Raw genomic sequence first — 19,855 nt, forward strand, 5'->3', positions numbered from 1 at the left:
GACGAAAGGGCGGGCCCGATGGGCCCGCCCTCTCGTCGCAGCAGCTCAGACCCCGACGTGGTTCCGGAATCGCGCGATCGCCGCGAACTCGTCGACCTGGAGGCTGGCGCCTCCGACGAGTGCTCCGTCGACGTCGGGCTCGCGCATGAAGCCGGCGATGTTGCCGGACTTCACGGAGCCGCCGTAGAGGATGCGGGTCTTCGCGGCGGTGTCGGCGCCGAGGACGTCGGCGACGACTCCGCGGAGCGCCTTGCAGACCTGCTGGGCCTGCTCGGGCGTCGCGGCCTGTCCGGAGCCGATGGCCCAGACCGGCTCGTAGGCGACGACGAGGTCGGCGTCCGCGGGGAGGCCGGTGAGGGCCTCCTTCAGCTGGGCGACCGGCACGGCCGACGGGCCGTGCTTCTCGAGGTCCTCCGCGGTCTCGCCGACGCAGATGATCGGAGCGACGCCGTGATTGACGGCCGCAGCCGACTTGGCGGCGATGTCCGCGTCCGTCTCGCCGTGGAGCGTGCGACGCTCCGAGTGGCCGACGATCACGTAGTCGCAGTCGAGCTGCTTCAGGAACTGGCCCGAGATCTCACCGGTGTAGGCGCCGCTGTCGAACTTCGAGACGTCCTGCGCGCCGTACTTGAGCGGCAGCTTGTCCGAGTCGACGAGGATCTGCACGGGCCGGAGGTCCGTGAAGGGCGGGAACACCGCGACCTCGACGCCGTCGAAGTCGTGATCGGCGTCCTTGAGGCTCCATGCCAGCTTCTGCACGAAGGCGATGGCCTGGAGGTGGTCCAGGTTCATCTTCCAGTTGCCGGCGATGAGCGGGGTGCGGGCGGCGGTGTCTACCATCCGAGGACCTCCAGTCCGGGGAGGCGCTTGCCCTCGAGGAATTCGAGGCTCGCTCCGCCTCCCGTCGAGATGTGGCCGAACTGGTCGTCGCGGAACCCGAGGGCGCGGACGGCCGCGGCGGAGTCGCCTCCGCCGACGACGCTGAGACCGTCGACCTCGGTGAGCGCCTGCGCGACGGTCTTGGTGCCCGCCGCGAACGGCTCGAGCTCGAAGACGCCCATGGGGCCGTTCCAGAACACCGTCTCGGACGCCGCGATGATCTCGGCGAAGTGCGCGGCGGTGTCCGGTCCGATGTCCAGGCCGAGGCCCTTCTCACCGAAGGGCGTGCCCTCGATCGCGTCGGCCGAGGCGACCTGGTGCTCGGCGTCGGGGCCGAACTCCGACGCCACGACGACGTCCGTCGGCAGGACGATCTCCACGCCCAGCTCCTTCGCCTTCGCGAGGTAGCCGAGTACGGTGTCGACCTGGTCCGCCTCCAGCAGGCTGGCGCCGACCTCGTGGCCCTGGGCCTTGAGGAAGGTGAAGAGCATTCCGCCGCCGATGAGGATCGAGTCGACCTTCGGCAGCAGGTGCTCGATCACGCCGAGCTTGTCCGAGACCTTCGAGCCGCCGAGGACGACCGCGTAGGGGCGCTCGGGCTTCTCAGTGAGCCGCTCCAGCACCTCGAGCTCGGCCGCGATCAGCGTGCCGGCGGCGCTGGGGAGAAGCTCGGCGAGCTCGTAGACGCTCGCCTGCTTGCGGTGCACGACGCCGAACCCGTCGGAGACGAAGGCGTCACCGTAGGCGGCCAGCTTCTCGGCGAAGGTGCGGCGCTCGGCCTCGTCCTTGCTCGTCTCGCCGGCGTTGAACCGGAGGTTCTCGAGGACGACGACCTGGCCGTCCTCGAGAACGTCGACGGCGGCCGAGGCCGCCTCCCCGACGGTGTCCTCGGCGAAGGCCACCGGAGCGTCGAGCAGCTCGCCGAGGCGGGCGGCGACGGGAGCGAGGCTGTACTTCGCCTCGGGCTTCCCCTCGGGGCGCCCGAGGTGGCTCACGACCACGACTCGGGCGCCCTCGGAGACCAGACGCTGGAGCGTGGGCACCGACGCGCGCACGCGGCCGTCGTCCGTGATCGTTCCGTCCTTCAGGGGGACGTTCAGATCGCAGCGGACGACGACGCGCTTGCCTGCGAGGGAGCCCAGTGAGTCCAGAGTGCGGAGCGTCACTGCGCGCAGCCCTTAGAGCTTGCCGGCGACGAACTCGGTGACGTCGACGAGGCGGTTGGAGTAGCCCCACTCGTTGTCGTACCAGGAGGCGACCTTGACCTGGCTGCCGATGACCTTCGTGAGGCCCGCGTCGAAGATCGACGAGTGCGGGTCGGTCACGATGTCGCTCGAGACGATCGGGTCCTCGGTGTACTTGAGGATGCCCTTGAGGTCTCCCTCGGAGGCCGCCTTGTACGCCGCGTTGATCTCCTCGACGGTGGCGGGCTTGGTCAGCTCGACGGTGAGGTCGGTGATCGAGCCGGTCGGGACCGGGACGCGGAGGGCGTAGCCGTCGAGCTTGCCGACGAGCTCCGGGATGACCAGGCCGAGCGCCTTGGCGGCACCGGTCGAGGTCGGGATGATGTTGACGGCGGCGGCGCGGGCGCGACGCAGGTCGCTGTGCGGGCCGTCCTGGAGGTTCTGGTCGGCGGTGTACGCGTGGACCGTGGTCATCAGGCCGCGCTCGATGCCGAAGTTGTCGAGCAGCACCTTGGCGAGCGGCGCGAGGCAGTTCGTGGTGCAGGACGCGTTCGAGATGATGTCGTGCGTCGCGGGGTCGTAGGTGTTCTCGTTCACGCCGAGGACCAGGGTCGCGACGTCGCTGCCGGTGGCGGGAGCGGAGACGATGACCTTCTTGGCACCCGCGGTGATGTGCTTGCGCGCGTCCTCCGACTTGGTGAAGCGGCCGGTCGACTCGATGACGACGTCGACTCCCAGCTCGCCCCAGGGGAGGTTCGCGGGGTCGCGCTCCTCGAGGACGATGATCGGCTTGCCGTTGACGACGATGCGGTCGCCGTCGAGCTCGACGGTCGCGTCGAGGCGGCCCGTGATGGAGTCGTACTTCAGGAGGTGCGCGAGGGCCTTGTTGTCGGTGAGGTCGTTGACCGCGACGATCTCGAGGTCGCTGCCCTTGGCGAGGGCTGCACGGAAGAAGTTACGGCCGATACGGCCGAAGCCGTTGATGCCGATCTTGACGGACACAGATATCTCCTGGTGAGGAAAGGCACCTCGACGGTGCAGTGGAGGGATGGAAGCCGACGACAGGGCGTCCCGGACGCGGGGCCCGGGACGCCGAGATCGCTACGACAGTAGCAGCAGGCCCGAAGTCTTCTCGCGGGCCTTCTCGAAGCGCGCGGAGACGTCGGCCCAGTTCACGATGTTCCAGAACGCCTTGACGTAGTCGGCCTTCACGTTGACGTAGTCGAGGTAGAAGGCGTGCTCCCACATGTCGAGGAGGAGGACCGGGACGGTCGCCGCGGCGAGGTTGCCCTGGTGGTCGTAGAGCTGCTCGATGATGAGCTTCTCGCCGAGCGAGTCCCAGGCGAGGATCGACCAGCCGGAGCCCTGGATGCCGAGGGCCGAGGCGGTGAAGTGGGCGCGGAACTTGTCGAACGACCCGAAGTTGTCGTCGATGGCCGCGGCGAGCTCGCCGACGGGCTTGTCGCCGCCGTCCGGCGAGAGGTTGTTCCAGAACACGGTGTGGTTCACGTGACCGGCGAGGTTGAAGGCGAGGTCCTTCTGGAGCTTGTTCACGTTCGCGAGGTTCTCGCTGTCGCGAGCCTCCTGCAGCGAGGCGAGCGCGGTGTTCGCCCCGGCCACGTACGTCGCGTGGTGCTTGTCGTGGTGGAGCTCCATGATCCGCCCACTGATGTTCGGCTCGAGGGCCGAGTAGTCGTAGGGCAGTTCGGCGAGCGTGTAGTCAGCCATGTGCGATCTCCTGTTCGTGGTCGTCGCTCCCGTGCGACCCGCCGGCGTCCTCCGCGAGGCGGAGGAGGAGGGCCGGGAGTGTCCTGAGCGACCCGATCAGTCTAGCGAGGGGGCCCCTCCGCGTTCGGAGGGCTTGCGTTGTTCGACCAGGAGACACTCAGCGTTCGCCGGGCGGGGCGCGCCGTGCGGCCGGGCCTACAGGTCCTGCAGCTCTGCCGGCAGGTTCGCGTCGGTGCCCGGGATGTCGAGGTCGGACGCGCGCTTGTCGGCCATCGCGAGGAGGCGGCGGATGCGGCCGGCGACGGCGTCCTTCGTCATCGGCGGATCGGCGTGGTGGCCGAGCTCGTCGAGGCTCGCGTCGCGGTGCGCGAGGCGCAGGCGCCCGGCGTAGCGGAGGTGCTCGGGGATGTCGTCGCCCAGGATCTCCATCGCGCGCTCGACGCGGGCGCACGCCGCGACGGCGGCCTGGGCGGAGCGGCGGAGGTTCGCGTCGTCGAAGTTGACGAGGCGGTTCGCGGTCGCCCGCACCTCGCGGCGCTGGCGCAGCTCCTCCCAGCTCGCGACGGTCGCGGTCGCGCCCATCAGGGTGAGCATCGCGCTGATGCTCTCGCCGTCGCGGATGACGACCCGGTGGACGCCGCGCACCTCGCGGGACTTGGCCTGGACTCCCAGGCGTCCGGCGGCTCCGACGATCGCCATGGCCGCCTCGTTGCCGGGGCAGATGATCTCGAGCGCCGCGGAGCGGCCCGGGTCGGTCAGCGAGCCCTGGGCGAGGAAGGCGCCGCGCCACAGTGCGGCGAGCTCCTCGCGGGAGCCGGTCGTGAGGCGGTTGGGCAGGCCGCGGACGGGCCGGCCCCGCTGGTCGAGGAGGCCGGTCTGCCGGGCGAGGGTGTCCCCGCCCTCGACGACGCGCACCAGCCAGCTCGTGGTCCTCCGGGATCCGCCGGCAGAGACGATGCTGCCCTCGCTGCGGACGCCGTACAGCTCGGCGAGGTCGCGGCGCACGCGGGTCGCGAGCGGGGCGGAGTCGAGCTCGACCTCGACCGCGAGGCGGTTGGAGATGATGTGCAGTCCTCCGGAGAAGCGGAGGATGGTCGCCAGTTCGGCGGCACGGACGGTGTTCTTGCGCGAGACGATCGCGACCAGTTCGCCCTTGACGTCTGCGGTGAGGGCCACGGAGTCTTCCTTACGTCGGGTGCGCGGCTGAGCGCGCGGGGATCATTCTCGGCCGAGGTCGCGGTGCGCCACGTTGACGGCGACGCCCGGCAGCTCGGCCAGACGGGCCGCGACACGGCCCGCGACCGCGACGGAGCGGTGCTTGCCTCCCGTGCAGCCGATCGCGATGGTCGCGTGGCGCTTGTTCTCGCGCTGGTAGCCGTCGAGCACGGGGCGCAGGGCCCGGGAGTAGGAGTCGATGAACTCCTCGGCGCCCTGCTGGGCCAGCACGTAGTCTCTCACCTCTTCGTCGAGACCCGTGTGCGGACGCAGCTCCGGGATCCAGTACGGGTTCGGCAGGAACCGCGCGTCGGCCACCATGTCGGCGTCCGTCGGCAGCCCGTACTTGAAGCCGAAGCTCATCACCGTGACCTGGAGGCCCGCGCGGCCGGCCTCGGCGAAGCGCTCGGTGATGCTGGTGGCCAGCTGGTGGATGTTGAGGTCCGAGGTGTCGATGACGATGTCGGCCGACTCCCGCAGCTGAGCGAGGCGCGTCCGCTCGGCGGAGATGCCGTCGAGGAGGGTCCCCCGGCCCTGCAGCGGGTGCGGACGGCGCACCTGCTCGAAGCGGCGGACGAGCGCGGCGTCGGTGGCCTCGAGGAACACCACTCGGAGGTCGACCCCGGCGCGCAGCTCGCGGACGATGTCGCCGAGGTCCTCGAAGAAGTCGCGTCCGCGGACGTCGACGACCGCCGCGATCTTCGGCAGCGTGTCCCCTGCACGCTGCGCCAGGTCGACCAGCGGGCGCAGCATCTGCGGCGGCAGGTTGTCGACGACGTACCAGCCGAGGTCCTCCAGCGCGTTCGCGGCCGTGGACCGGCCCGCTCCGGACATCCCCGTGACGATCAGCACGTCCTGCTGCTCGCTCTCCGTGCTCATGCGCTCTCCGTGCTCGTGTCTGCTCGTGTCCTCGGTGCCGGGCACCGGCCGCTCTCCCCCGGAGCGCGGGCCTCCAGCCTAGGGCGTGCCCCCGACGGCGGACCCGTCCGGATGCAGGTGCGCGTGGATCGCGCCCGCCAGCGTCGGGCCGATGCCCTTGACCTCGGCGATCTCGGCCTCGCCCGCCTCGCGGAGCCGGGCGACGGATCCGAAGTGCTTCAGCAGGTCGCGGACTCGCATGCCTCCGAGCCCGGGCACCTCGGCCAGCTGCGACGAGATGTCGCGCTTGCGACGCGTCCTCTGGTGGGTGATCGCGAAGCGGTGCGCCTCGTCGCGGATGCGCTGGAAGAGGAAGAGCGCATCGCTGTTGCGCGGCAGGATGACGGGGAAGTCGGAGTCCGGCAGCCAGATCTCCTCGAGGCGCTTGGCGATCCCGCAGAGGGTGATGCCGGTCACCCCGGACTCGTCGAGCGCGCGCTGCGCGGCTGCGACCTGCGGCTGGCCGCCGTCGACGATCAGCAGCTGCGGGGGGTACGAGAACTTGCGCCGCTTGGCCTCGCCGGTCTCGGGGTCGACCGCCGCGGGCTCGACCGGCTCGCGGAGGTACGCGAGGCGGCGGGTGAGCACCTGGTGCAGCGACTCGGTGTCGTCCGTCGACTCCGCGATGGAGAACCGCCGGTACTGGTCCTTCCGCGCGAGCCCGTCCTCGAAGACCACCATCGAGGCGACGATGTTGGTGCCGCTGAGGTGGGAGACGTCGTAGCACTCCATCCGGAGCGGCGCCTCGCTCATGCCTAGGGCGTCGCGGATGTCCTCCAGGGCCTGCGTCCGAGCGGTGAAGTCGGCGGAGCGGCGGGTCTTGTAGAGCATCAGCGAGTGCTTCGCGTTCTGCGTCGCCGTCTCGAGGAGGGCGGCCTTGTCTCCGCGCTGGGCCGCTCGGAGGCGCACGTTCGTGCCGCGCAGTCCGCTCAGCCACTCCTCGAGCGCCTCGGTGTCCTCGGGCAGCTCCGGCACGACGACCTCCCGGGGCGGGACGTCGCCGGTCTCGTAGGCGGCCTGGAGTGCCGTGTCGACGAGCTCCGCCGTGCTCATGTCGAGCTCCTTGTCGACGACCCAGCCCCGCTCGCCGCGGATGCGCCCGCCGCGGACCCGGAACTGCTGCACGGAGGCGGCGAGCTCGTCGTGGACGATCGCGTAGAGGTCGACGTCCACGTTGTCCTTGAGCACGACAGCGCTCTTGGCGAGGACCGCGTCGAGGGCGGCGGCCTGATCGCGAAGCTTGCCGGCGCGCTCGTACTCCATCGCCGCGGCGGCCTCGCGCATCTCCTTCTCGAGCTCGCCGATCATCCGGCGGTCGTGGCTGCCCATGAAGGCGACGAAGCGGTCGACCATCTCGCGGTGCTCGGCGAAGGTGACGCGGTGGGAGCAGGGCCCGCCGCAGCGGCCGATCTGCGACGCGAAGCAGGGCTTGCCGCTCTGCATGGCGCGCTTGTAGTTGGAGTCGTTGCAGGTCCTGATCGGGAACGCCTTGATCATCAGGTCGATCGTCTCGTGGATCGCCCAGATCTTCGGGTAGGGCCCGAAGTAGCGGGCCTTCCTGATCTTGGCGTTCCGCGTGACCATCACCCGCGGGGCCTCGTCGCCGAGCGTCACCGCCATATAGGGGTAGGACTTGTCGTCGCGGAACTTGACGTTGAAGGGGGGATCGAACTCGTTGATCCAGGTGAACTCGAGCTGCAGGGCCTCGACGTCGGTGCCGACGACGGTCCACTCGACCCCGGAGGCCGAGGTGACCATCCGGCGGGTGCGCTCGTGCAGGCTCGGCAGCGGGGCGAAGTAGTTGCTCAGCCGCGCGCGGAGGTTCTTGGCCTTGCCCACGTAGAGCACCCGCCCCCGGGCGTCCGTGAAGCGGTACACGCCCGGGAGGGTCGGGATCTCACCCGGCTTCGGCCGGAAGTCGACTGTCTGCGCCATGCCTCTCGCTCGCGTCAGCCGAGGATCTCGGCGAGGAACATGCCGGTGTGGCTGCCCTCGACCTTCGCCACGTGCTCGGGGGTGCCCACCGCGACCACCTGTCCGCCGCCGGCGCCGCCCTCGGGACCCATGTCGATCAGCCAGTCGGCCGACTTGATGACGTCGAGGTTGTGCTCGATGGTGATCACCGTGTTGCCCTTGTCGACCAGGCCGTTGAGGACGAGGAGGAGCTTGCGGACGTCCTCGAAGTGCAGGCCCGTCGTCGGCTCGTCGAGCACGTAGACGCTGCGGCCGTTGGAGCGGCGCTGGAGCTCGGTCGCCAGCTTGACGCGCTGCGCCTCGCCGCCGGAGAGCGTGGTCGCGCTCTGCCCGAGGCGGACGTAGCCGAGGCCCACCTCCACCAGCGTGCGGAGGAAGCGGTGGATCGCCGTGATCGGCTCGAAGAAGTCGGCCGCCTCGGCGATCGGCATGTCGAGCACCTCGGCGATGTTCTTGCCCTTGTAGTGCACGGTCAGGGTGTCGCGGTTGTAGCGCGCTCCCCCGCAGACCTCGCACGCCACGTAGACGTCGGGCAGGAAGTTCATCTCGATCTTGATGGTGCCGTCGCCCGAGCAGGCCTCGCAGCGGCCGCCCTTGACGTTGAAGCTGAAGCGGCCGGGCAGGTACCCCCGCGCCTTCGCCTCGGTGGTCTCGGCGAAGAGGTTGCGGATGCGGTCGAACACGCCCGTGTAGGTGGCGGGGTTCGAGCGCGGCGTGCGGCCGATCGGATTCTGGTCGACGTGCACGACCTTGTCGAGGTTCTCGAGGCCGGTGACGCGCGTGTGCTTGCCCGGCACCTTGCGGGCGCCGTTGAGCTGGTTGGCGAGCACGCGGTAGAGGATGTCGTTCACGAGGGTGCTCTTGCCGGAGCCGGAGACCCCGGTGACCGCGACGAACGTGCCGAGCGGGAACTCCGCGTCGACCTTGCGGAGGTTGTTGGCGTTCGCCCCGACGACCTTGATCATCCGCTTGCGGTCGATCTTCCGCCGCTTCTTCGGGACCTCGATCGCCTTGCGGCCCGAGACGTAGTCGCCGGTGAGCGAGTGGGTGTTCTCGAGCAGCGACTCGTAGGAGCCGGAGTGCACGACCTTGCCGCCGTTGACCCCGGCGCCCGGGCCGATGTCGACGATCCAGTCGGCGGTGCGGATGGTGTCCTCGTCGTGCTCGACCACGATCAGCGTGTTGCCCAGGTCGCGCAGCTTGATGAGGGTGTCGATCAGGCGGCGGTTGTCGCGCTGGTGCAGGCCGATGCTCGGCTCGTCGAGCACGTAGAGCACGCCGGTCAGCCCGGAGCCGATCTGGGTCGCCAGGCGGATGCGCTGCGCCTCGCCGCCCGACAGGGAGGCGGCGGCGCGCGAGAGGTTGAGGTAGTTGAGCCCGACCTCGATGAGGAAGTCGATGCGCGCGCGGATCTCGCGCAGCACCTGCGCGGCGATGTGCGCCTCGCGGTCGGTCAGCTCGAGCCGGCTCATGAAGTCCTGGGCGTCGCCGAGGCTGAGGTCGGCCACGTCCGCGATGCTCGCCCCGTGCACGAGCACGGCGAGCACCTCCGGCTTCAGGCGGGAGCCCTTGCACACGGGGCAGGGCACCTCGCGGAGGAACTCGGACCAGCGGGTGCGCTGGACGTCGGTCTCGGCTTGGACGAACTGGCGCTCGATGTAGGGCACGACGCCCTCGAAGCCCGAGGTGTAGCTCATCTCGCGGCCGTAGCGGTTCTTCCACTTGACCTTGACCTCGAAGTTGTCGCCGTGGAGGACGGCCTGCTGCACCTCGGTGCTGAGGCGCTTCCACGGGGTGGTGAGCGTGAAGCCGAGGTCGCGGGAGAGGCCGTCGAGCAGCTTCTCGTAGTACTGGAACAAGCCCTTGCCCTGGGTGGTCCAGGGGATGATGACGCCCTCGGCGATGCTCAGGTCGGGGTCGCCGAGCAGCAGCTCGTCGTCGACCGACATGCGCGTGCCGAGGCCCGAGCACTCCGGGCAGGCGCCGAAGGGCGCGTTGAAGGAGAAGGTCCGCGGCTCGATCTCGGTCAGCGAGATCGGGTGGTTGTTGGGGCAGGACAGCTTCTCGGAGTAGGTGGTCCAGGCGCCGTCGCCCTCGCCGTCGACGTAGTTGATCTGCACGATGCCGTCGGTGAGCCGCAGGGCCGTCTCGAGCGAGTCGGTGAGGCGCCCGAGGATGTCGGGGCCGGCCACGAGCCGGTCGACCACGACGGAGATGTCGTGCTTGTACTGCTTCTTGAGCACCGGCGGTTCGCTCAGCTGGACGAGCTTCCCGTCCACCATGGCGCGGGAGTAGCCGCCCGCGGTCAGCTCCTTGAAGAGGTCGACGAACTCGCCCTTCTTCTGCGAGACGACGGGGCTGAGGATCTGGTAGCGGGTACCGGTCTCGAGCTCCATCAGCTGGTCGGCGATCTGCTGCACGGTCTGCGCGGAGATCCGCTCGCTGCAGATGGGGCAGTGCGGGACGCCGATGCGCGCCCACAGCAGACGCATGTAGTCGAAGATCTCGGTGATCGTGCCGACGGTGGAGCGCGGGTTGCGGTTCGTCGACTTCTGGTCGATCGAGACCGCGGGGCTGAGGCCCTCGATGAAGTCGACGTCCGGCCGGTCCACCTGCCCGAGGAACTGGCGGGCGTACGCGGAGAGGGACTCGACGTAGCGCCGCTGGCCCTCCGCGAAGATCGTGTCGAAGGCCAGGGAGGACTTGCCCGAGCCCGAGAGACCGGTGAACACCACCATCGAGTCGCGCGGGATCTCGAGGTCGACGTTCTGCAGGTTGTGCACCCGCGCGCCGCTCACCACCAGCTTCGAGGACGACTCGTCGAGCGAGGAGACGAAGCGGTGGAAGGAGGGAGAGGGGGTGGAGGAGGGGTCCGTAACGGCGTTCAGGATCGACACTCCGAAAGTGTATGCGGAGCCACCGACATCGCCCGTGGCGTTCGCTGGGCGCTGATCCGCGGGCCCCTCCCCTTGCGGATCAGCGCCCCCGATCAGGACAGGTGCCCGGCCTTCTCCATCTGGCGGAGCTCGCGCTTGAGCTCCTGGACCTCGTCCCTCAGCCGGGCCGCGAGCTCGAACTTGAGCTCGCCCGCCGCCTGGAGCATCTGCCCGTTGAGGTCGGAGATGATCGCCTCGAGGTCGTTGCCGCCGTTCGCGGCGAGACCCTGACGGCGCAGGTTCGGCGTCGGGCTCTTCTTCTTGGCGTCGCGCCCGGCGAGCAGCTTGGCGGTGTCGGCCCCCTCACGGGCGAGGGCGTCGGTGATGTCGGCGATCTTCTTCCGCAGCGGCGTCGGGTCGATGCCGTGGTCGAGGTTGTAGGCGACCTGCTTCTCGCGTCGGCGGTCGGTCTCGTCGATCGCGAGCCGCATCGAGTCCGTCACCTTGTCGGCGTACATGTGGACCTCGCCCGAGACGTTGCGCGCCGCACGGCCGATCGTCTGGATGAGCGACGTGGACGAGCGGAGGAAGCCCTCCTTGTCGGCGTCGAGGATCGCCACGAGCGAGACCTCCGGCAGGTCGAGCCCCTCGCGCAGCAGGTTGATGCCGACCAGGACGTCGTACACGCCCGCTCGCAGCTCCGAGAGGAGCTCGACGCGCCGCAGGGTGTCGACGTCGGAGTGCAGGTAGCGGACCCGGACGCCGGCCTCCGTGAGGAAGTCGGTGAGCTCCTCGGCCATGCGCTTCGTCAGCGTCGTGACGAGCACGCGCTCGTCGCGCTCGGTGCGGCGCTTGATCTCCTCGAGCAGGTCGTCGATCTGGCCCTTCGTCGGCTTGACGACGATCTCGGGATCGATCAGGCCGGTCGGGCGGATGATCTGCTCGACGATGCCGTCGGCGATGCCCATCTCGTAGCGGCCCGGGGTCGCCGAGAGGTAGACGGTCTGGCCGACGCGAGACTTGAACTCCTCCCACTTCAGGGGCCGGTTGTCCATCGCCGAGGGCAGGCGGAAGCCGTGCTCGACCAGCGTGCGCTTGCGGGACGCGTCGCCCTCGTACATCGCACCGATCTGCGGCACCGTCACGTGCGACTCGTCGATCACGACGAGGAAGTCGTCCGGGAAGTAGTCGAGCAGGCAGTGCGGGGCCTCGCCCGACTCGCGGCCGTCGATGTGCCGGGAGTAGTTCTCGATGCCGGAGCAGAATCCGATCTGCTGCATCATCTCGAGATCGAAGGTCGTGCGCATCCGCAGGCGCTGCGCCTCGAGGAGCTTGTTCTGCTTCTCGAGGTCGGCCAGGCGCACCTCGAGCTCCTGCTGGATGGTGTCGATCGCACGGTGCATGACGTCCTGGCTGGCGACGTAGTGCGAGCCGGGGAAGACCGACACGGAGTCGAGCTTCCGGACGATGTCGCCGGTGAGCGGGTGGAGCGTGTAGAGCGCCTCGATCTCGTCGCCGAACATCTCGATCCGGATCGCGAGCTCCTCGTACATCGGGATGATCTCGATCGTGTCGCCCCGCACCCGGAAGGTGCCGCGGGCGAAGTCGACGTCGTTGCGCGCGTACTGCATCGACACGAACTTGCGGATGAGGCGGTCCCGGTCGACCCGCTGGCCGACCTGGAGCGCCACCATCGCCTCGAGGTACTGCTCGGGCTGGCCGAGGCCGTAGATGCACGAGACGGTCGACACCACGATCACGTCGCGGCGGCTCAGGAGCGAGTTCGTGGTGGAGTGGCGCAGCCGCTCGACCTCGGCGTTGACCGAGCTGTCCTTCTCGATGAAGGTGTCCGTCTGCGGGACGTAGGCCTCGGGCTGGTAGTAGTCGTAGTACGAGACGAAGTACTCGACGGCGTTGTTGGGGAACAGCTCGCGGAATTCGTTGGCGAGCTGCGCGGCGAGGGTCTTGTTGTGCGCGAGCACGAGCGTGGGGCGCTGCACGGCCTCGACGAGCCAGGCCGTGGTCGCGGACTTGCCGGTTCCGGTGGCGCCCAGCAGGACGACATCGGTCTCGCCGGCGTTGATGCGGGCGCTCAGATCGGCGATCGCGCCGGGCTGGTCACCGCTCGGCTTGTACTCGCTGATGACCTCGAACGGGTGCACGGCACGGGTTGGCTCCATGGTTCGAAGCGTAGCCGCGACCACCGACACCGGACGACGCGTGCGCTGGCGGCGAACGGGGGTGCGCTCTCCGGCCGGGCCGCTCGGCCACGAGGGCGGGTGTCCGGGACGGACCGTCAGCGGGCGAGACGCTCCCACAGCGCGTCGGTCCGAGCGAGCGTCTCCTCCAGCGTGCCGGAGGAGTCGATCACGACGTCGGCGAGGGCGAGGCGCTCCTCGTCGCTCGCCTGCGACGAGACCCGCGCACGAGCCTCCTCCTCGGTCAGTCCCCGGAGGGCGACGAGACGCTCGATGCGGAGGTGCTGCGGCGCGTGCACGACGACCACCTCGTCGAACTCCCCCGCTCCACGGCCCTCGGCGAGGAGGGGGACGTCGTAGACGACCACCGCGGCCGGGTCCGCCTCGGCGGCCTCCGCGAACAGCCGCTGCGAGCGGAGGGTCACCGCCGGATGGGTGATCGCATTGAGGTCGGCGCGGGCCGCCGCGTCCGAGAAGACGATCGCGCCGAGCGCCGGGCGGTCGAGCGCGCCGTCCGCGCGGATCACGGACGGGCCGAAGCGCTCGGCGATCGCCGCCAGCGCCGGCTCCCCCGGCTCGACGACCTCGCGCGCGAGGACGTCGGCGTCGACCACCACCGCTCCGTGCTCGGCGAGACGGCGGGCGACGGTGGACTTGCCCGAGGCGATGCCTCCGGTGAGGGCGACGAGATGCACCCGGCCACCCTACCCAGCGCCGTCGCCCGGAACGCCGAACGGCCGGCCCCCGAGGGGACCGGCCGTTCGATGCGATGTGCTCGCGATCAGTTGTTCGAGGACAGCTTCTCGCGGAGCGCGGCGAGCGACTCGTCGTCGGCGAGGGTGCCGCCGGTGGTCGACTCGCTGGTGAAGCCGGCGCCGACCGAGACGCCCTCGGAGACGGTGGCCGCCTCCTCCTGCGACTTGGCGACCTGGGCCTTGTGGGCCTCCCAGCGCGCCTGAGCAGCGGCGTACTCCAGCTCCCAGGCCTCGCGCTGCGACTCGAAGCCCTCGCGCCACTCGTTGGTCTCGGGGTCGAAGCCCTCGGGGTACTTGTAGTTCCCCTGGTCGTCGTACTCCGTGGCCATGCCGTAGAGCGCCGGGTCGAACTCGGTGCCCTCGGGGTCGACGTTCTCGTTCGCCTGCTTGAGCGAGAGGGAGATGCGGCGACGGTCGAGGTCGATGTCGATGACCTTGACGAACACCTCTTCGCCGACCGACACGACCTGCTCGGCGAGCTCGACGTGCTTGCCCGACAGCTCGGAGATGTGGACGAGGCCCTCGATGCCGTCCGCGACGCGGACGAAGGCACCGAACGGGACCAGCTTCGTGACCTTGCCCGGCGCGACCTGTCCGATCGCGTGGGTGCGGGCGAAGACCTGCCACGGGTCCTCCTGGGTCGCCTTGAGCGAGAGCGACACGCGCTCGCGGTCGAGGTCGACCTCGAGGATCTCGACGGTGACCTCCTGGCCCACCTCGACGACCTCGGAGGCGTGCTCGATGTGCTTCCAGGAGAGCTCGGAGACGTGGACGAGACCGTCGACGCCGCCGAGGTCGACGAACGCACCGAAGTTGACGATCGACGACACGACGCCCTTGCGGACCTGACCCTTGTGCAGGTTGTTCAGGAACGTGGTGCGGCTCTCGGACTGGGTCTGCTCGAGGAGCGCGCGACGCGACAGGACCACGTTGTTGCGGTTCTTGTCGAGCTCGAGGATCTTCGCCTCGATCTCCTGGCCGAGGTACGGCGTGAGGTCGCGGACACGGCGCAGCTCGATGAGCGAGGCCGGGAGGAAGCCGCGGAGGCCGATGTCGACGATGAGACCGCCCTTGACGACCTCGATGACCGAGCCGGTGACGACGCCGTCCGACTCCTTGATCTTCTCGACGTCGCCCCACGCGCGCTCGTACTGCGCACGCTTCTTGGACAGGATCAGGCGACCCTCCTTGTCCTCCTTCTGGAGGACGAGGGCCTCGACGCTGTCGCCCACGTTGACGACCTCGGAGGGGTCGACGTCGTGCTTGATGGAGAGCTCGCGCGAGGGGATGACGCCCTCGGTCTTGTAGCCGACGTCGAGGAGGACCTCGTCGCGGTCGATCTTCACGACGGTGCCTTCGATGAGGTCTCCGTCGTTGAAGAACTTCAGAGTCTTTTCGACCGCGGCAAGAAAGTCTTCAGCAGACCCGATGTCGTTGATCGCGACCTGCTTGGTTGCCTTGTCGGTCGTTGCGGTTGTCATTAAGGGATGCTCCAGGATGGATGGGTCTCGGGCGGCGGCCGCCTGCGGGCCTCGCGGCTCGGCGGAGTGGTGACCACTGCGGTGGTGAGGGATGTGCCTCCGGCCCGGGAGCCGCGCTCGGCCGGCCGGAGGACCGGCCTTCCTCGCGCGCCGCGGGCACGGCGGCGCCACAGATGTGACACCCCAGCTTAGACGCCCCGGGAGGCGCACGGCAATCTCGCCGCGCCCGTCCAGGCGCGGGTTCCGGAGTCAGCCGGCGAGGGAGGAGCGGAGGGTGTCGAGACCGACGCCGCCGAGGTCGAGCGCCCTCCGGTGGAAGGCCGCGAGCGAGAACGCGGCGCCCTCGCGCACCTCCGCCTCGTCGCGCAGCTGCTCCCAGATCCGCTGCCCGATCTTGTAGGACGGAGCCTGCCCCGGCCAGCCGAGGTACCGGTTCACCTCGAAGCGCACGAACGCGTCGTCCATGTTCACGTTGGCCCGCAGGAAGTCGAGGGCCGAGTCGGCGGTCCAGACGGTGTCGGAGCCCGGCATCGGCTTCTGGAGGTGCACGCCGATGTCCAGCACGACGCGCGCCGCGCGCATCCGCTGGCCGTCGAGCATGCCCAGGCGGTCGGCCGGGTCGTCGAGGTAGCCGAAGCGCTCCATCAGCCGCTCCGCGTAGAGCGCCCAGCCCTCGGCGTGGCCGGAGGTCCCGGCGAGCTGACGGCGCCAGGTGTTGAGGTGGGCGCGGTTGTGGACGGCCTGGCCGATCTGCAGGTGGTGGCCCGGGACGCCCTCGTGGTAGACCGTGGTCAGCTCCCGCCAGGTGGCGAACTCGGTGACTCCGGCCGGGACCGACCACCACATCCGCCCCGGGCGCGAGAAGTCGTCGCTCGGACCGGTGTAGTAGATGCCGCCCTCCTGGGTCGGCGCGATCCTGCACTCGAGGCGGCGCACCTCCTCCGGGATGTCGAAGGCGGTGCCGGCGAGCTCGCGGACGGAGCGGTCGCTCGTCTCCTGCATCCAGGCCTGCAGAGCGTCGACGCCGTGCAGAGTGCGGGCCGGGTCCGCCTCGAGGTGGGCGATCGCCTCGGCGACGGAGGCGCCGGGCAGGATCTCGCGCGCGATCGACTCCTGCTCGGACGTCATGCGGGCCAGCTCCTCGATCCCCCACTCGTAGGTCTCGTCGAGGTCGACGACAGCGCCGAGGAAGCGGCGGGAGTGCAGCGCGTACAGCTCCCGGCCGACGGCGTCCTGCTCGGTCGCGGCGGGGGCGAGCTCGCCCCGGAGGAACTGCGCGAGCGACCCGTAGGCGGCCGAGGCACGGCGGGCGCCGTCCTCCAGTCGCTGAGCGAGCGACGCGGGCAGGGATCCGGCGGCGGGAGCGGCCTCCGCGGCCAGCTCGGCGAAGAACCCCCGGGGAGCGGCGATCTTCCGCGCCTGCTCGGCGACGAGCTCGACCTGGCGGCGGGCGGGGACGATGCCGGTGCGCATCCCCTCGCGCAGGGTCTCCGCGTAGCCCTCGAGAGCGGCTGGCACGGCCAGCAGCCGCTCGGCGACCGCCTCCCAGTCGGCGACCTCGTCCGTCGGCATCAGGTCGAAGACGTCGCGCAGCTCCTGCGCCGGGGACGCGATCACGTTGAGGTCCCGCAGCGGCAGACCGGCGTCGTGCCCTTCCAGGGAGAGCCGGAGCTCGGCGCCGAGGTCGGCGACCGTGACGCGGTCGACGTCGTCCACGGGGTCGGCGGCCTCGAGCTCGGCGAGGGCCGAGGCGGTCGCCGCCCGGGCGCGCTCGAGACCGGCCGGCGAGTAGTCGCCCAGGCAGCCGTTCGCGCCGCTGCGTCCGATCGCGGTGCCGAGGGTGGGGTCGAGGTCGACGAGCGTGTCGACCCAGCGCTCGGCGACGGCGTCGACGGCGGTGGGCTCGCGGGGGGTGTCGGTGCTCATGCCTCCGAGCCTAGCCAGGCGCTGCGGCCGGCTCAGTGCGCGGCGACGTCCCAGTCGGACCCGTGGCCCACCTGCACCTCGAGCGGGACGCTCAGGTCGGCGGCTCCCGCCATCCGGCCGCGGACGATCGCCTCGAGCGGCTCCTCCTCGCCGGGGGCGACGTCGAAGATGAGCTCGTCGTGCACCTGGAGGAGCATCCGCGAGCCGAGCCCCTGCTCGTCGAGGTCGGCCTGCACGCCGATCATCGCCCGCTTCATGATGTCGGCGGCCGAGCCCTGGATCGGCGAGTTGAGCGCCGCCCGCTCGGCGTTGTCGCGGAGGACGCGGTTCGCGCTCTGCAGGTCGGGGAAGGGACGCCGGCGACCGAAGATCGTCTCGGTGTAGCCGGTCTCGCGGGCCTGCTCGACGACGCTGCGGAGGTAGTCGCGCACCGCGCCGAAGCGGACGAAGTAGTCGGTCATCAGCTGCTTGGCCTCGGCGCTCGAGATGCGCAGCTGCTTCGACAGGCCGAAGGCGCTCAGGCCGTAGGCGAGGCCGTACGACATCGCCTTGACCTTGTTGCGCATGGCCGAGGTGACGTCGCCCGGATCGACGCCGAAGATCCGCGATCCGACGAAGCGGTGCAGGTCCTCGCCGGAGTGGAAGGCCTCGATCAGCCCGGCGTCCCCGGAGAGGTGCGCCATGATCCGCATCTCGATCTGCGAGTAGTCGGCAGTGAGGAGGGTGCTCGCGTCCGCTCCGTGGACGAAGGCGGTGCGGATGCGGCGGCCCACCTCGCTGCGGACGGGGATGTTCTGCAGGTTCGGGTCGTTGGAGGAGATCCGGCCGGTGGCCGTGCCGGTTTGGTCGTAGCTGGTGTGGATCCGGCCGTCGGCGGTGACCGACTTCTCGAGCGTCTCGATGATCTGCTTGAGCTTGGTCGCGTCGCGGTGCTCGAGGAGCAGCCCGAGGAACGGGTGCGGGTGCGACTCCTGCAGGTCAGCGAGGGCGGAGGCGTCGGTGGTGTAGCCCGTCTTCGTGGCCCGGGTGCGCGGCATGTCGAGCTCCTCGAAGAGGACCTGCTGCAGCTGCTTGGGCGAGCCGAGGTTCATCTCGTGTCCGATCTCGGCGAACGCGCGGCTCGCGAGGTCGGCGGCCGAGACGGTCAGCTCGGCGCGGAGGCGCGCCAGCACGTCGGCGTCGATCGCGACGCCGGTGAGCTCCATCGTCGCGAGGACCTGGACGATCGGCAGCTCGATGTCGACGAGCACCGAGAGCATCCCCTCGCCCAGCCGCTCGCGCAGCGGAGCGACGAGCCGGTACGCGTACCAGGCCTCGGTGGCGGGCCCCATCGGCTCGACGGTGGGGACCAGCTGGTTCGGGTCGCCCTGCGCCATGGTCTCGTCGAGGTGCTGCGCGACCTGCGCCGCGAGCGTGGCCGGGTGCCCGGTGGGCTGCACCAGCCAGGAGGCGACGCGGGTGTCGAACGCGAGCCCCGCGACGGGGAGTCCGGCCCTCCGCAGCGCCTTGATCTGGGGCTTCGCGTCGGCGAAGTACTTGGGGGCGGGCCCGGCCAGCCACTGCTCGAGCGCGGTGTAGTCGGGCCGCTCGGCGGCCCACGGGACGAACGTCGTCTCCTTCTCGACCGCGAGGCCGACGCCCTCGAGCCCGCCGGCTCCGAGCAGGACCTGCACGGCGACGGGCGCGGTGCCCTTCGCCGACACGCGGTCGAGCCAGTGCGCGAGCTCCTCGTCGACCAGGGTGCGGACGGCGGGTGCGGAGGTCGTGACCACGTCGCCCGCCAGGGCCTCGGCAGCGCCGTCGACGCCCTCCTCCGCGGCGATCGTGAGGACCCGCTCCTGCAGGGTCTTGAACTCGAGGCGGCTGAAGATCTCGCGGACCGCGTCAGGATCGATCGGACGGCGCGTCAGATCGTGCGGCCCGAGGGGGAGCTCGACGTCCGTCACCAGCCGATTGAGGCGGCGGTTGCGGAGCGCGTTCTCCTTCTGCTCGCGCAGCTTCTCGCCGACCACGCCCTTGATCTCGTCGGCGTGGGCGATGATGTCGGCGACCGTGCCGTACTGGTTGACCCACTTCGCGGCCGTCTTGGGGCCGACCTTGTCGACGCCGGGCAGGTTGTCGCTGGTCTCGCCGACGAGCGCGGCGATCTCGGGGTACTGGTGCGGCTCGACGCCGTACTTCTCGAAGACCTTGTCGCGGTCGTAGCGGGTGAGCTGCGAGACGCCCTGGGTGGAGGGGTAGAGCAGGGTGACGTCCGGGGTCACCAGCTGGATGGTGTCGCGATCGCCCGAGACGACCAGCACGCGGAAGCCGGCCTCGGCCCCCTGGCGGGCGAGCGTCGCGAGGATGTCGTCGGCCTCGAAGTCCTCCTTCGAGACGGTCCGGATGTTCATGGCGTGCAGCGCCTCCTCGAGAAGGGGGACCTGGCCCTTGAACTCGGGCGGCGTCTCGCCGCGGGTGCCCTTGTACTCCGGGTACTCGCGGGTGCGGAACGAGTAGCGGGAGATGTCGAACGCGACGCCGAGGTGGGTCGGCTTCTCGTTCTTCAGCAGCAGGATCAGCATCGAGAGGAAGCCGTGGATGGCGTTCGTGTGCTGGCCCTCGCGGGTCTGGAAGCTGTCGACCGGGAGCGCGTAGAACGCCCGGAACGCCAGGGAATGGCCGTCGACGAGCAGGAGGATAGGCTGTTCCGGATCTGACACAGGGCCAGACTACACAGCG

13 protein-coding genes are annotated in these 19,855 nt (G+C 70.1%); all 13 read right to left on the bottom strand.

Annotated features, from left to right (window positions below; all coding sequences use genetic code 11):
- Window positions 1-45: 45 nt before the first annotated feature.
- The 13 genes from tpiA to polA all read right to left on the bottom strand — a co-directional run bounded on the left by tpiA (window position 46) and on the right by polA (window position 19,836).
- Window positions 46-840, bottom strand: a complete 795-nt coding sequence (gene tpiA / locus C5C25_RS08850) for a triose-phosphate isomerase (RefSeq protein ID WP_104221913.1) — start codon at window positions 838-840, stop codon at window positions 46-48.
- Window positions 834-2,045 (bottom strand): phosphoglycerate kinase, encoded by a 1,212-nt coding sequence (locus C5C25_RS08855; RefSeq protein WP_104250366.1) that lies wholly within the window; start codon window positions 2,043-2,045, stop codon window positions 834-836. Before C5C25_RS08855 ends, tpiA begins: the two co-directional genes overlap by 7 nt.
- Window positions 2,046-2,057: 12 nt before the next feature.
- Window positions 2,058-3,065 (bottom strand): type I glyceraldehyde-3-phosphate dehydrogenase, encoded by a 1,008-nt coding sequence (gene gap / locus C5C25_RS08860; RefSeq protein ID WP_104221909.1) that lies wholly within the window; start codon window positions 3,063-3,065, stop codon window positions 2,058-2,060.
- Window positions 3,066-3,164: 99 nt separating this feature from the next.
- Entirely contained in the window at window positions 3,165-3,791 is a 627-nt protein-coding gene (locus tag C5C25_RS08865) for a superoxide dismutase (protein ID WP_104221907.1), read from the bottom strand.
- Between the two features lie 195 nt (window positions 3,792-3,986).
- A complete protein-coding gene (gene whiA, locus C5C25_RS08870) occupies window positions 3,987-4,967 on the bottom strand; it encodes a DNA-binding protein WhiA (protein WP_104221905.1) in 981 nt (326 codons plus the stop codon).
- A gap of 42 nt (window positions 4,968-5,009) precedes the next feature.
- Window positions 5,010-5,885 carry an RNase adapter RapZ gene (rapZ, locus tag C5C25_RS08875; protein WP_097166020.1) on the bottom strand — a complete coding sequence of 292 codons (876 nt, stop codon included), beginning with the start codon at window positions 5,883-5,885 and terminating at the stop codon, window positions 5,010-5,012.
- A gap of 78 nt (window positions 5,886-5,963) precedes the next feature.
- Entirely contained in the window at window positions 5,964-7,859 is a 1,896-nt protein-coding gene (uvrC, locus tag C5C25_RS08880; protein WP_104250367.1) for an excinuclease ABC subunit UvrC, read from the bottom strand.
- A gap of 14 nt (window positions 7,860-7,873) precedes the next feature.
- Complete coding sequence (gene uvrA, locus C5C25_RS08885) at window positions 7,874-10,699, bottom strand: excinuclease ABC subunit UvrA (RefSeq protein WP_244229661.1); 2,826 nt, start codon at window positions 10,697-10,699, stop codon at window positions 7,874-7,876.
- Between the two features lie 188 nt (window positions 10,700-10,887).
- Window positions 10,888-12,954, bottom strand: a complete 2,067-nt coding sequence (uvrB, locus tag C5C25_RS08890; protein ID WP_104221901.1) for an excinuclease ABC subunit UvrB — start codon at window positions 12,952-12,954, stop codon at window positions 10,888-10,890.
- A gap of 116 nt (window positions 12,955-13,070) precedes the next feature.
- Window positions 13,071-13,667 (bottom strand): dephospho-CoA kinase, encoded by a 597-nt coding sequence (gene coaE / locus C5C25_RS08895; protein WP_104221899.1) that lies wholly within the window; start codon window positions 13,665-13,667, stop codon window positions 13,071-13,073.
- 86 nt (window positions 13,668-13,753) lie between these two features.
- On the bottom strand, window positions 13,754-15,208 hold the full coding sequence (rpsA, locus tag C5C25_RS08900) for a 30S ribosomal protein S1 (RefSeq protein WP_104225298.1): 1,455 nt from the start codon (window positions 15,206-15,208) through the stop codon (window positions 13,754-13,756).
- 249 nt (window positions 15,209-15,457) lie between these two features.
- Complete coding sequence (locus C5C25_RS08905; RefSeq protein WP_104250368.1) at window positions 15,458-17,134, bottom strand: DUF885 domain-containing protein; 1,677 nt, start codon at window positions 17,132-17,134, stop codon at window positions 15,458-15,460.
- A 32-nt stretch (window positions 17,135-17,166) separates the two neighbouring features.
- Window positions 17,167-19,836, bottom strand: a complete 2,670-nt coding sequence (gene polA / locus C5C25_RS08910) for a DNA polymerase I (protein ID WP_104250369.1) — start codon at window positions 19,834-19,836, stop codon at window positions 17,167-17,169.
- Between the last annotated feature and the right edge of the window lie 19 nt (window positions 19,837-19,855).

It is taken from the genome of Rathayibacter sp. AY2B9 (assembly GCF_002931595.1).
Taxonomy (GTDB): domain Bacteria; phylum Actinomycetota; class Actinomycetes; order Actinomycetales; family Microbacteriaceae; genus Rathayibacter.